Genomic DNA, 13,882 nt, shown 5'->3' with positions numbered 1-13,882 from the left:
TACTAACTTCTTTCAAAGTTACTTCTTCATCGCGCCTACGATATCACCAGCAGTCATGGCCTTAGCTTGCTCATCGATCTTCTGCTGATAACGCTCGGGGGTAATAGGAACGATCTCCATACCATCGGTCAACTTAGTGATGCCATTAGTCACATATTTATCACCGGTCTTCAATCCTCCTGTAACAACATAGTTCATACCGTCGTTCTGTGGATTAACCGTAATCTCGCTATACTTTACCTTGTTCTCTGCACCAAGCAGGTAAACGAACTTCTTGTTCTGAACTTCTGACACTGCAGACTGGGGGATGATGATAGCCGACGAGGTGCTGTGAGGAATCACGATTGTACCAGAGCCTCCACTCTTCAGCAACTTCTCAGGATTCTGGAATACGGCAATCATCTGTACAGAACCTGTAGCGGCATCTATCACACCACTCATTTTCGTAACCGTACCTTCAAGACCATACATAGAACCATCAGCAAGCTGAAGCTTTACTGCTGGCATCTGAGAGATAGCGCCATTAAGACCACCCTCGTTCTTGCCCATCTCAAGTACGTCTTTCTCTGTCATAGAGAAATAAACCTCCATAGAACTGATGTTCGACACCGTAGTCAGAGTATTACTTGCACTTACAAGGGTACCTACTTTATAAGGAAGTGAACCTACGACACCAGAGGCGGGACTCTTCACATAACAAAAGCTGAGCATCTCTTTAGCTGAAGACAAAGCAGCCTCTGCCTGAGCCAAAGAAGCCTTTGCCTGCTCATACTGATTAGTAGCCGACTGGAGTTCAAAGTCACCAATCACACCACTCTCATGCAACTTCTGAGAATTCTCGAAACTCAACTTGGCTGTATTAGCTGAAGCCTTAGCAGTATTGACTGAAGCCTGGGCCTGACGCACCTGAGCCTGATAGGTCACGTTATCCAATACGAAAAGTATCTGACCAGCAGCTACTGTCTGACCCTCTTTCACATTAATCTGGGTAATAAATCCCTGTACTTTCGGATGAATCTCTACATCCTGTACACCTTTGATCACTGCAGGATATGTAGACTGCATCGTTGTGCTCGACGTGCCCACCTCTACTACAGGATACTCGTTGTCGCCAAATGAGGGGCGACCACCGCCACCACCACATGATGCCAACAGCATCGTTGCGGCAGTAAACATCAAAATCTTGTTCATTTTCATAATTTAAATTATTGTAATTATATATTATTCCATGAAGCTTACAGAACGAAAACTTTATATCGTCATCTAGTTTCCGAGGTGCAAAGGTACAAAAAATATATCTAACGATATATCTCAGTCAGTCTATTTTAACAAAGTTTATTTCCTATTTTATAGTTTTATATATATCTTCTTGCGGTATAATATATAACCTATAGCAAAGTTGAGCAGCACGAAATATAGGGCATAGACAAGCGAGGCCCATTTCAAAGGAACTATAACTGCATGAATACCATTATAAATCATCTCTGACATACCGACGTTTTTCAAAAATATCTGCAGTAACTCACTCGAAACGTAGAGAGCAAGAGCATTCACACCAAACACATGGAAGAAGGTTGTCCATTTAGTTTTCTGCTGGATATCAACCACGTACATCAGGAAAGCCTGAAGCAACGATGCCAAGCCACAGGTCATCATCACGTAACTGGGACTCCAGATACGCTTGTTGATAGGAAGACCATATGATAGCAAATAGCCACCAATCACAAGAACCGTGCCCACAACAAATAAGGCAATGACCTTCTTCTCGACGGTATCCTTCTGACGAATAAGCATACCACAATAAAAACCTAGCAATACGTGAGCTACAGAAGAAATGGTACCCAATAGGCCTTCAGGATCCACAGGGCTTTTGTGATATATATGATCATAGCCAAAGAGTTTCAAATCTGCCTGAGCCAGGATGTTCACATCTGCATCGTATGCATATCCATTTCCTAACACGAGTATGGCCGTATAGACAACGAGAATGCCAACAATGACATGGATGGTATACTTATGATTGCAAAACAAGGCAAAGAGCGACACGATACCATAGCAAAGAGCAATACGCTGCATCACAGCCCAGATACGGAGATGGTCAAAACAAAGGAAATCACCTTCTATCGCATGATCAAACCAGTTGATAAACAATCCTATAACGAATAGCAGTACCGTTCGCTTCACAATACGACGGACAACCTGCGGTGTAGGCTTGAACTCCGACTTGACCAACGAGAGATAACATGAGATTCCCATGATAAACAGGAAGAACGGAAAGACAAGATCACAAGGTGTCATTCCGTTCCACTTAGAATGACGGAGCATCTCGAACGATTCCCCCCAGCCGTTGTTTACCAGAATCATACCTGCAACAGTGATACCACGCAGGATGTCGAGACTCAATAACCGTTTTGACTTTTCCATATATTTAGGCACGGATTAACGCGGATTTATTTTATATACTCCATTACTTCCCTGGCAATGTCTACGGGCGAGCCCTCAGGGGCAGCCGAGTATGGTTTCTGACTTAGTGTCCAAGGCTCTTCCATGGCATAGTAGTCGAGCTTCACCTCCTGAGGAAGAGCCATCTGAAAGAGTTCGGCAGCAGTTTTGGTGGCATTAGGACCGCCACCCAGTAATTCCGGCTGAGGACCTGTCTGAGCCTTCATCTGATCAGCAAGGGCTCCGAAGTATGTTTTCCATCTAACGTAGTAAAAATCTTTCAGTATTCCCTGCCACTCCTTATGAGCATAATCGCGCAGGCCTGAATCCGCACAGAAACGATTGCCCCAGGTGGTTATCTGCACACGCGCATTCCATTCATAGAGTCTCTTCTCTTCTGGTGTAGAGCCACAAGCGATAGCGGGCTCCGTCCAATGTCCTAAACGGAACTCCGAACGTGTACCCAAAAGTTTATCCTGTATCAGCAACATATCAAGGAAGCGCTGTGCATCCTTTTCAAAATCCTTACGACTGAAAGCCTTATAGTCGGCAATGGTACGCTGATACTGCAAACGAGCCTGATCTGCAAGAGCCTGACGCGTAATATCAACCAAATCAAATTCGAAATTATTGTTGCCACGATACTTCTCTGCCACACTATTCATGAGTCGTGCCGCCTCACGGGTATCTGCGGGGTCGTAATAATTCTTCATCTTCGACCACGAAGAAGCCTGAAAGTTATTCAGCGTAGGACGCCCACAGAAGATGCTCTCATGAGGGCCCTGCTGATTGTTACCTGCAGGACAATTGTAAATGCTCTGGACAAGAATCATCCATGCATTCTCAACAGTCGGATCTTCTACGCCATAGCGGGCCTTCACATATTTTTTTATCCAACCCTCCTTGGTAAACTTCTCTGGGCGCCAAGGCAACTCACTCATCAACTCAAACATCACAGGATTATTCTCCGAACCCTCCATCGTGAAGCCTATGCCTTTACAGTTTTTCTTGTCTGTATAGAAATTATCGAGCAACTGATCCATACGACCATGAAGGCCGACATTTCCTCCAAAGTTCTCTAACAGGCAGAACAACCACTCGTGCTGTTTGTAGCCCTCGTCGCGCTTCCATATGCTGGGGATACCAAACATGGGGCGACACTCCGAGAAGAGGTCGAGCACCAGCAAGTCGCCTGTCTTCATGCCATCCACCATTTGCGGACGGGGATTCTCCGTCCACCCCTGAATCACCCAAGTCGCTTTGGGATTCACACGTTTCATGGCAGCCATCAGAGCCTCGCCAGCCTTGGCGTAGTCGATGGTAGGATCGTCGTCGCTCTCATGGAAGGGATCCATGGAGTAATAGTCAGCCTTACCATATAGACGTGTAAGTTCATTATAATATAAAGTGGCTATCTCAGCAAATCGCGGATCTGTAGGCAACAGGTTGGCTGGACGGTGGAATCCGTTCCAAAGTCCTGCATCAGCGACATTGAGTCCTAATTTAGCCTTTGCATCGTGAGGCACCATACCACAATAGCCTGGCAACACAGGATGCATGTCAAGCTGCTTCATACGAGCAAGAATCTGTTTCTGCAGTTTCTCCTGACGAGCATACCAGGAGAGAGGCAGAGGGCCGCCCCACCCTTCAAGGTTATTCATCTCCCACCAAGCCAGGAAGGCCGGGCCTGCGATAAACTCGCCCACCTCTTGTTCTGTATACCCCAACTTGAGCAGCATATTACGCCATACGCACTCCTCGCCAACGATAGCCAAGGGCAGGTTCACCCCATGCAGGGCGAGCCAGTCGATTTCTTGTTCCCAACGCTTCCAGTCCCAGAAAGCCATCGAGTAAGAGAAGGTGCAGTAGTTGAAAGCATAACGTTGCGACAGGCTGGTCTCATGCCGCTCTCGCTGCTTCACCGCTGGTAACACAGCAGGGAGTTTGGCTTGCATCTGATTCCAAGACAGATGGATGCCAGCATAGTATTTCAGATACCAGTTGACGCCAGAAGCGATATTCACCCAGTTGTTGCCTTTTACAACAACCTTCCGTCCTTGCTGGTCAAGTTCGAAGTAATCTGTCTTACTCGTCACTTTCTCAATCTTAAACTTGGCAGAAGCGCCTTTATCGATTCGTTCAAGCAGATCATCAACAGGATTAGCTATCATCTGCATCGAAAGCAGAATAGCAATCAGGGTTAGTAGTTTTCTCATTTTTTCTTTGTTATATCAGTTTCATTTGTTTTGCCTTTTCCATGAGCAGCGCCATCAGCGGTTCACGTTCGTTCTCAACCCTATTGTCGAGCACCGCGTCTTTCAGGTATTGCTTCAGTAAACCCACTTCACGACTCGGTTTGAGGTGGAAGATTTCCATAATCTCATTACCGTCAATCACGGGCTGAAGCAGTCGCACATAGTCTTTTTCTTTCAGGTCGGCAAGCTTTTCGCGTACCATACGGAAGTTCTCTAGGAAAAGTTTTTTCCTTACCTCGTTCTTCGACGTGATATCTGCCTCGCAAAGGGTCATCAGGTCTTCGATATCCTCACCGGCATCATTCAGCAATCGACGTACAGCCGAGTCTGTCACCTCGTCGTCGGCAATGGCGATAGGACGCATGTGGAGGTCGACGAGCTTCTGAACATACTTCATCTTCATGTCCATCGGGAGCATCAGGCGACGGAATATCTGAGGTACCATCTTCGCACCTATCATATTATGATTATGAAAGGTCCAGCCAATGGCGGGATCCCAGCGTTTCGACTTGGTCTTACCGATATCATGCATCAGCGCGCCCCATCGCAACCATAGGTTGTCGGACTTGGAGGCCACGTTATCCAGCACCTCCAGCGTGTGATAAAAGTTGTTCTTATGTGCCCTACCATTCTTCTGCTCCACGATGTCAAGAGCAGCGAGTTCTGGCAGGATGATATTCAGAAGCCCGCAACGCTGCAGATCAACAAAACCTTTACTGGGTTGGGGCGAGAGTATAATCTTGTTGAGTTCGTCCTTAATACGCTCGCCACTCACGATTTTGATTCTGTCGGCCATTCGTTCAAGAGCCTCAAAGGTCTCGTCTTCTATCTTGAAGTTCAGTTGGGTAGCGAAGCGGATGCAACGCATCATGCGAAGGGGGTCGTCAGAGAAAGTGATACCAGGTTCCAGAGGCGTGGCAATGATACCATCCTCGAGGTCAGCAAGTCCATTGAAGGGATCCACGAGTTCCCCAAAGCGTTTTTTGTTCAGGCAAATTGCCATCGCATTAATAGTAAAGTCGCGGCGGTTCTGATCGTCCTCCAGCGTCCCGTCTTCCACAACGGGTTTGCGAGAGTCGTGACTATAGCTCTCCTTACGGGCTCCAACAAACTCCACCTCGTACTCCACACCTTTCTGACGGAACTTCACCTGAGCCGTACCAAAGTTGCGGAACACACTAAGATGCGCTTTCTTGCCCACCATCCGTTTCAGTTCCTCAGCCACAGAGATGCCGCTACCAACCACCACCACGTCGATATCGTTTGAAGGGCGCTCCAAAAAGATGTCCCTCACGTATCCACCAACCACGTAACACTCCAGCCCAAGTCGGTCTGCAGCATCACTGATCTGATGGAATATTTCCTGATCTAATATCTCCGCTAGTTCTTCGTCGCTATATAGTTTCATCCCTTTGCTTCTCATTTTAGGCTGCAAAGATACACATTTTTTCCCACATATCCGCATTTTACACACCTTTTTCTTTTTTATTTAGGAAAATAGCTCTCACCTTTGCAGTCACATTGGAATGAAAAAGACGCTGCACCCTATATTGATTGTTGTGCTGACGGTTCTGGCAAACTGGCTGAGTGAGAACATTCAGCAAATAAGAGTTCCCAAAGGGGGAAACGGGGATTTTGGGGTTTAGACGTACCAAACTCAGGCTTTCCTCGGAGTAAAGTCAGAGTTTACTCTAGGCAAAGTATTGACTCAAATAGTCTCAACACCCGGTCCAGACGACACGCATGTTCAGGCAGACGGTTTGTCTCAATATTTCTCAAGCCACAAAAGTCCCCATCAATATTGCCAGAAGAACGATGACAAGCGTCATCAGCATCATCTCAACAGTCTTATTCATTACACGTCTTTTATATATTACCACTAACATCATAACTGCGAAACACGACAAATACTGCACGAAGAAGCGCAGAATTAAGACTTTTTATACTAATAAGGCTCAAACGAGCTTCAGAAAACCACAGAGTGTCAGAAAAAGTTAGTAACTTTGCCCCTGAATTCAGTAAATCATCAAAACGGCATGAAGAAAGGAATCATCATAGTCCTGGCCACCACACTGCTGATAGCATGTGGCGAGACAGATACTAGAAAGGAGATTAATCGTCGTAAGGCGGCCCTGAAGGAGAAGCAGGAGACGGAACTCAAGAAAGCGCAAGACGAGTTGCTCAGGACTGACAGTCTGTTGCAGATAGCAAACCTTGAGCTTGACTCACTACAACAGAAGGTGGAAAAAGACAAAAAAACTTTAAAGGCTACTCCTGAGGAGCTGACCCTGCTGACGAGAATGAGAATCAAACGAGACTCCATCCGCACACAGGCAGAGACCCTGGGGATGAAGATTCGCTATATCCATAAGAAACAAAAAGAGGAATAGTTTTGGTCATTTCAACAGATTTTTGTAATTTTGCACCCGATATGACCAATATGGAAATAACAAACGCTCAGTTTGAACAGGCTTTAGCGGAATGCAGAGCCCTGTTCGAGAAGAAGCTTCACGACTATAAAGCCTCTTGGCGCATCCTGCGCCCCACGGCTCTCACCGACCAGTTGTTTATCAAAGCCAAGCGAATCCGCTCGCTGGAAATCAAACAGGAATCGAAGGTGGGCGAAGGCATCAGGCCTGAGTTCATCGCCCTCATCAACTATGGCATCGTGGGACTGATTCAGCTGAGCAAAGGCTTCGCAGACACCGTAGACATGGAGAACGAAGAAGCCATGAAGCTCTACGACGAGTTTGCCAACGAAGCGCTGGAGCTGATGAAGAAGAAGAACCACGACTACGACGAGGCGTGGCGCTCCATGCGTGTAAGCTCCTATACCGACCTCATTCTCACCAAGATAGAACGTATCAAGGAGATTGAGGATCTGTCGGAGAAAGGCGAGAAGCTGAAAGTAAGCGAAGGAATAGATGCCAACTATATGGACATCATCAACTATGCGGTCTTTGGAGTAATTAAATTATCGGAGTGAAGAAAGCTGCCGTCAATATCGCCCGTCTGATGCTAGCCGTGACGCTGATACTATCAGGCTTTGTCAAGGCTGTAGATCCGTTGGGCACGCAGTACAAGATACAGGACTATCTGACGGCCATGGGACTGGGGAATTTTGTTCCTGACTTCCTGACGCTATCAGCATCGGTATTGCTTTCGGGCACCGAGTTCATGCTCGGCATCTGTCTGCTTTTTGCCATCAGGCGCCGACTGGTATCGAAAGTTGTGCTGGCTATCATGGTGATGATGACACTGCTGACGCTCTGGCTGGCGTGGACCGAGCCCATACACGACTGCGGATGTTTCGGCGACGCACTCGTGCTCACTAACTGGCAGACGTTCTGGAAGAATGTAATACTATTGGCATTAGCAGTTATCGTCTGGCGATGGCCCTTAGAAATGCCAAGACTTATCAGCGAGTCGAACCAATGGATTGTGTTCAACTACTCTGGCGTATTCATTCTGCTGTTCGTAGCCCTGCGCAGCCTCTATACCCTGCCCCAGTTCGACTTCCGTCCCTACCATATCGGAGCCGACCTCAGAGAGGGGTGGCAGAAGATGATGGATGGCGAGGATACTCCCTACACCGACTTTTTCATAGAAACAGTCGACGAGGGCGAGGACATCACAGAACAAGTGCTCAACAGCGAGGGATACACCTTCCTGCTGATAGCACCTCATCTGGAGCAGGCCGACGACTCACAGCTCGACGAGCTGAACCGTATCTACGACTACAGCAGTGAGCAAGGCTATCCTTTCTATTGCCTCACAGCCAGCTCAGAAAAAGCCATCACGCGTTGGCAGGATATGACGGGAGCGGAATATCCCTTCTGTCATACCGACGACATCACGCTGAAGACGGTCATCCGTTCGAACCCTGGGCTGATGTTGCTGAAAGACGGTAAGGTGATTCGCAAGTGGAGTCATAATGCTCTGCCCGAGGAGGAAGAGCTGACAGAGCGACTCGAAGACTCCGGACTCGGGAAGATGCCTTCGGACAGCGTCCCCACCAAAATACTCTGGCTGCTCACATGGTTTGTCCTGCCACTGGTGTTGCTCACCATCGCAGACCGCCTCTGGGCTTGGAGCAAATGGCTCCGAAAGAAAAATAAGAAATATAACCCTTTAAATAAAGAAAAAAGAATTATGAGAAAGAAAATTGTAGCAGGAAACTGGAAGATGAACATGAATCTCCAGGATGGTATCGCTCTTGCAAAAGAGCTCAACGAGACACTCAAGGCTGACAAGCCCAACTGTGGTGTAGTAATCTGCACTCCATTCATTCACCTCGCTTCTATCGCACAGTTCCTCGATCAGGACATCATCGGTCTGGGTGCCGAGAACTGCGCTGACAAGGAGAAGGGTGCTTTCACTGGTGAGGTAAGCGCCGAGATGGTAAAGAGCACTGGTGCTCAGTACGTGATCCTGGGTCACTCAGAGCGTCGTGAGTACTACAAGGAGACTCCAGAGATCCTGAAGGAGAAGGTGCTGCTGGCTCAGAAGAACGATCTAAAGGTTATCTTCTGTATCGGTGAGAGCCTGGAGGAGCGCGAGGCTGGCAAGCAGAACGAGGTTGTTAAGGCCGAGCTCGAGGGTTCAGTATTCAACCTCTCAGAGGAGGACTTCCGTAAGATCGTTATCGCCTACGAACCAATCTGGGCTATCGGTACTGGTAAGACCGCTACTGCAGAGCAGGCTGAGGAGATTCACGCTTACATCCGTTCAATCATCGCCGAAAAATATGGTCAGGCTGTAGCCGACGATACTACAATCCTGTATGGTGGTAGCTGCAAGGCTAGCAACGCTCCTGAGCTGTTTGCTAAGCCCGACATCGATGGTGGTCTGATTGGTGGTGCTTCACTGAAGGCCGCTGACTTCAAGGGTATTATCGACGCTTGGAAGAAGTAAAAGTGAGACGTCTCGTTATCATAATGATATTGTGTGTTGGCTGCATCATGGCAGCCAACGCGCAATCTTCCTTCACTCAGAAGTTGCAGAAGAGCAACAGCGGTGAGGGTAAGGTAACTGTCACCCAAGACAAGACCATAGACGACCTGGTGAACGGCACAAACGAACGCCGTACACAAACGGTTCCCCAAAAACAAACAGAGAAAAAAGAAAACCACACTAATACTGCTACAAACCCAAAAGAAAAAGAACAAGACAAGAAGCCCGAAGCCAAGGCCACAGAGACGCATCAGAACGTTGTCGTGGTACCTGATACCGTCGAAAACAGGAAGAAAATACTGAAAGGTTATAAGGTCAATGGCTATCGTGTTCAAGTCTTCGCAGGAGGTAACTCCCGCAACGATCGTATTAAAGCCGAGAGAATAGGCAGTGAGATAAAATCGTTCTTCCCCAGTGTCCCTGTCTACGTGCATTTCTATTCTCCAAGATGGATATGCCGAATGGGTAATTACCGCACCTATGAAGAGGCTCACGAAGTACTCACTCGCGTAAAAAACCTCGGTTATCAGTCGGCCATCATCGTCAAAGGCAAGATCACAGTATCCTACCAGTCTGCATCAGCCGACACAACCCCATAACCCAACCCCTAACGTATGATTCAAGAAGTATATAGAGAAGGACTCGAAGAGTTGGCAAGCCATTATAAAGAGGTACTCACCCTATTGGGCGAAGATCCCACCCGCGAAGGACTGGAGAAAACACCCATGCGAGTGGCCAAGGCCATGCAGACGCTCACCAGAGGCTATCAGATGGATGCTCACAAAGTACTTACTGATGCACTCTTTAAGGAAGACTACTCCCAGATGGTCATCGTCAAAGATATCGATTTCTTCTCACTTTGCGAACACCATATGCTCCCCTTCTATGGCAAGGCCCACGTAGCTTATATCCCTAACGGCTATATCACAGGGCTTTCAAAAATCGCCCGTGTCGTCGACATCTTTGCCCATAGGTTGCAAGTACAGGAGCGCATGACCCAACAGATCAAAGACTGCATTCAAGACACCCTACATCCCTTAGGCGTAATGGTGGTCGTCGAGGCCAAGCACATGTGTATGCAAATGCGTGGCATCGAGAAGCAGAACTCTATTACCACTACCAGTGACTTCAGCGGAGCCTTTAATCAGGCAAAGACCCGACAGGAATTCATGAACTTAATACATAACAATCAAATCTAAAACTACAATGTATCAGGCAGACAGAGGTAATTACAGGACAAAAGAGTCCATGGGAAAGGTTTTCATGCACAGTTGTCTAGGAAGGTTGCTCATCTTCGTAGCGTTTATCTTCGTCATGCTGTTTATTGCCCACTTCACCACTCCTACAGAAAAAGAAATGGCAGAGGAGATGGAAGACAACATTATGCAGTGTCTGGAAGAGAATGACAGCATCAAGGGTGACCCTATCGATGATTATGTACACAACTTGGGATTCATCTTTACAAAAGGCGACAGTATGGCGGTGACTGAGGAAGTAAGAAAGGCCTATCATATGTATAATCGTCTGCAGGTATATCGTCACGGATTATATAGTACGGCCTATCTTCACAACAACTTGCACCCCGAAGGCGTCCGTGTTGGTTTTGGCGCCTTTGGACTGATTGTACCGACTGTACTCTACAAGGATATTCTGCTTGATGTAGGCCCTGTTCATAAGGGCTACGACCAGAAACTCATACAGCAAGTCACGGTTCCTGATACTGACCTCGGACAGAATCCGAACATTCAGGAATTCCACTATAAAAGGAATCCAGACGATTAATGAATCAAACAGAACTCAAAACACTGACCCTGGCTGTTTGCGAAGTAGCAAAAAGTGCAGGGTCATATATTCGTGAGGAGCGTAGCAAATTCTCTCTTAACAAGGTAGAACGGAAACATGCCCACGATTATGTAAGCTATGTAGACAAGGGTTCAGAAGAGCGTATTGTCAGCGCCCTTAGAGAATTATTACCTGAAGCAGGTTTTATCACCGAAGAAGGATCAGCTACACACGACAAAGAGCAATATGTATGGGTAGTAGACCCTCTCGACGGCACAACCAACTTCATTCACCAGTTTACACCCTATGCCGTCAGCATCGCGCTTCTTAGAGGCAAACAAATAGAAATCGGTGTGGTTTATGAGATCTGCACTAACGAGTGTTTCTATGCTTGGCAGGGAGGTGGCGCTTATTGCAATGAAGAGAAACTCTCTGTCAGCCAGCAACAGATAGAGGACGCTCTACTCTGTTTTCAGTTGCCCTACAACAGCGAAGCTTACAAACCCACAGCCCAACATCTCATCGATACATTCTATGGTCATTGTGCCAGTATCCGCATGCTAGGTTCTGCAGCTATCGCTCTCTGTTATGTTGCAGCAGGCAGGCTTGACGGCTATGCCGAACAGTACATAGGCCAGTGGGATTACATGGCTGGAAGCCTCATCGTAACAGAGGCTGGAGGGGCTGTGACCGATTACTGCGGTTCCGACGATTTCACAGAGGGTAACTGTGTGGTGGCAACCAATGGTATCATCCAGCAAGATATTCTGAATGCCATTGCATACAATGAATAAACAAAACAGATGAAAATCATTGTATCACAGGAAATAGAAAGCGTATGTCCCAATTTCGTGGGAGCTGCCGTCGAGGCGCAAGTCGTCAACACACCATATTGTGCTGAACTATGGGACGAGATTCATGCTATTGAGGAACAGTTCAGAAAAGAGCTAACGACTGAGAGTCTGAAGGAACTTTCAGGTATCGCTGCCACCCGCCGTGTATATAAAGCCTGCGGTAAAGATCCATCGCGCTATCGTCCTGCCAGTGAGCAACTCATCCGTCGTATGCTCCAAGGTAAGGAACTTTATCAGATTGACACCCTCGTAGACCTCGTCAATCTGGCTTCTATTGCCTATGGTTATAGCATCGGAGGGTTTGATGCTGATAAGTTTGTTGGCGATACGCTGACTTTAGGCGTAGGCAAAGAGGGAGAACCTTACGAGGGCATTGGACGAGGCATGCTTAACATCGCAGGATTACCCGTATATCGTGATGAGCAAGGAGGCGTTGGGACTCCCACCAGCGATAATGAACGCACTAAAATGACAATAGACACTACCCATCTCGTAGTACTTATCAATGGTCATGATGGTAATGAAGAACGCGTAGCCGATAATGCGCGTTTCATTCAAAAGCTAATTCATAAATACTGCCAAAGCGATGGTGGGAAGTTCTTTATCTACAGATAAGGATTCATGTTCACCCCTTAGAAGTCAGGTAGGCAATATAGACTCCCAAAGCCGCCAAGGCTACTACTATAACAAGCGAGAACAGCACCGTCAGCATAAGATACCACAGCACACGACGTTTCGAGTATCCCGAGAACTGTTTGAGCGCTACGAATACCATCAAAAAAGCGATTACCTTTAAGATAGAGGAGTTCAACAGATTACCCGCTATCGAATAGATACTATACATATTTGATGTATAGACAAGAGCCACTATAAACTCCGAATATCGGAGATCTGGAATAGTTGGCGTAGAGCGGAAGAAGAAATACAATGGCAAAGAGAAAATGACAAGCGACAGAAGCGAAAAAATAGCTGGATTATTCTTCCTGAGCGTATTCATCATCTTAAAGAATCCATGACCTTTATTCAATAAAGGCGAATCCAGATTTTCCGTATCCATTGTCACCTGAAAACTCTTATTGCCCAGAGATATCTCATCAGACACTTCCTGTTTCACTTGCTTCATCTCTTGCTTTACAGCCTCCATTTTCTCATTCACATCCGTCTTTGTCTCATCTCCATCACTACCAAGACTGAAGCCATGTGCCACAACCAAAGAGAGAGCCGCTAACAGAAAGAACATTTTAAACGGAGGGAAATAAGCCGACTGCATGCCGCTAATATAGTCGCGGATCATATAGCCTGGGCGGAACATCAGATCACGAAGACTGCGGAACATGCCCCTATTACCGACACCCCATACATCGAGAAAAAGCAGAAACGCTTTCTTAAAAGAGAAACGCCCTACCTTTGCCGATTGTCCACAACGTGGACAGAAATTCCCGTTAAAGATTGACCCACACGAAGCACATTCATGACTTATCTCAGAAAGAGGAGCTACCTCGTGAGGCCTTCGTTGCCAAATATGGAAAGCGCGCAGTAAAACTGCCCGCTTTCCTTTATCTGATATATAACTCAATGCTTTCATTCAGCTGCAAA

The 13,882-nt window shown here is 47.0% G+C and carries 13 protein-coding genes; 8 read left to right on the top strand and 5 right to left on the bottom strand.

Features of this window, described 5'->3' with window-relative positions:
* Nucleotides 1-18 precede the first annotated feature (18 nt).
* From BMX82_RS07535 to BMX82_RS07520, 4 genes are all read right to left on the bottom strand, one after another.
* Nucleotides 19-1,197, bottom strand: a complete 1,179-nt coding sequence (locus BMX82_RS07535; RefSeq protein ID WP_036910239.1) for an efflux RND transporter periplasmic adaptor subunit — start codon at nt 1,195-1,197, stop codon at nt 19-21.
* A 150-nt stretch (nt 1,198-1,347) separates the two neighbouring features.
* The gene (locus BMX82_RS07530; protein WP_091767540.1) at nt 1,348-2,424 is read right to left on the bottom strand and encodes an acyltransferase family protein; all 1,077 of its coding nucleotides are present in this window, start codon (nt 2,422-2,424) and stop codon (nt 1,348-1,350) included.
* A 26-nt stretch (nt 2,425-2,450) separates the two neighbouring features.
* The gene (locus tag BMX82_RS07525; protein ID WP_091767537.1) at nt 2,451-4,658 is read right to left on the bottom strand and encodes an alpha-N-acetylglucosaminidase; all 2,208 of its coding nucleotides are present in this window, start codon (nt 4,656-4,658) and stop codon (nt 2,451-2,453) included.
* A gap of 10 nt (nt 4,659-4,668) precedes the next feature.
* Complete coding sequence (locus BMX82_RS07520; protein ID WP_036910236.1) at nt 4,669-6,105, bottom strand: HD domain-containing protein; 1,437 nt, start codon at nt 6,103-6,105, stop codon at nt 4,669-4,671.
* 628 nt (nt 6,106-6,733) lie between these two features.
* Between BMX82_RS07520 and BMX82_RS07515 the strand changes: the two genes are divergently transcribed.
* The 8 genes from BMX82_RS07515 to BMX82_RS07480 are packed head-to-tail and all read left to right on the top strand — an operon-like array spanning nt 6,734 to nt 12,901.
* Nucleotides 6,734-7,087 carry a hypothetical protein gene (locus BMX82_RS07515; protein WP_091767534.1) on the top strand — a complete coding sequence of 118 codons (354 nt, stop codon included), beginning with the start codon at nt 6,734-6,736 and terminating at the stop codon, nt 7,085-7,087.
* 41 nt (nt 7,088-7,128) lie between these two features.
* Nucleotides 7,129-7,683 (top strand): DUF1599 domain-containing protein, encoded by a 555-nt coding sequence (locus tag BMX82_RS07510; RefSeq protein WP_036910234.1) that lies wholly within the window; start codon nt 7,129-7,131, stop codon nt 7,681-7,683.
* On the top strand, nt 7,680-9,611 hold the full coding sequence (gene tpiA / locus BMX82_RS07505) for a triose-phosphate isomerase (protein ID WP_410524408.1): 1,932 nt from the start codon (nt 7,680-7,682) through the stop codon (nt 9,609-9,611). Before BMX82_RS07510 ends, tpiA begins: the two co-directional genes overlap by 4 nt.
* Before the next feature lie 23 nt (nt 9,612-9,634).
* Complete coding sequence (locus BMX82_RS07500) at nt 9,635-10,249, top strand: SPOR domain-containing protein (RefSeq protein WP_255396576.1); 615 nt, start codon at nt 9,635-9,637, stop codon at nt 10,247-10,249.
* Nucleotides 10,250-10,264: 15 nt separating this feature from the next.
* Entirely contained in the window at nt 10,265-10,849 is a 585-nt protein-coding gene (gene folE, locus BMX82_RS07495; RefSeq protein ID WP_036910232.1) for a GTP cyclohydrolase I FolE, read from the top strand.
* A 49-nt stretch (nt 10,850-10,898) separates the two neighbouring features.
* Nucleotides 10,899-11,432, top strand: coding sequence for a hypothetical protein (locus BMX82_RS07490; RefSeq protein WP_143058341.1), 534 nt, complete (start codon nt 10,899-10,901; stop codon nt 11,430-11,432).
* A complete protein-coding gene (locus BMX82_RS07485) occupies nt 11,432-12,226 on the top strand; it encodes an inositol monophosphatase family protein (RefSeq protein WP_091767525.1) in 795 nt (264 codons plus the stop codon). Before BMX82_RS07490 ends, BMX82_RS07485 begins: the two co-directional genes overlap by 1 nt.
* A gap of 9 nt (nt 12,227-12,235) precedes the next feature.
* Nucleotides 12,236-12,901, top strand: a complete 666-nt coding sequence (locus BMX82_RS07480) for a B3/B4 domain-containing protein (RefSeq protein ID WP_091767522.1) — start codon at nt 12,236-12,238, stop codon at nt 12,899-12,901.
* A gap of 10 nt (nt 12,902-12,911) precedes the next feature.
* On the opposite strand, the gene BMX82_RS07475 is transcribed toward BMX82_RS07480, so the two are convergent.
* Complete coding sequence (locus tag BMX82_RS07475) at nt 12,912-13,871, bottom strand: DUF3667 domain-containing protein (RefSeq protein ID WP_091767519.1); 960 nt, start codon at nt 13,869-13,871, stop codon at nt 12,912-12,914.
* Nucleotides 13,872-13,882: the final 11 nt, after the last annotated feature.

The organism is Prevotella sp. khp7 (assembly GCF_900109055.1).
GTDB lineage: Bacteria > Bacteroidota > Bacteroidia > Bacteroidales > Bacteroidaceae > Prevotella.
This window is presented reverse-complemented; position numbering and strand designations above follow the sequence as displayed.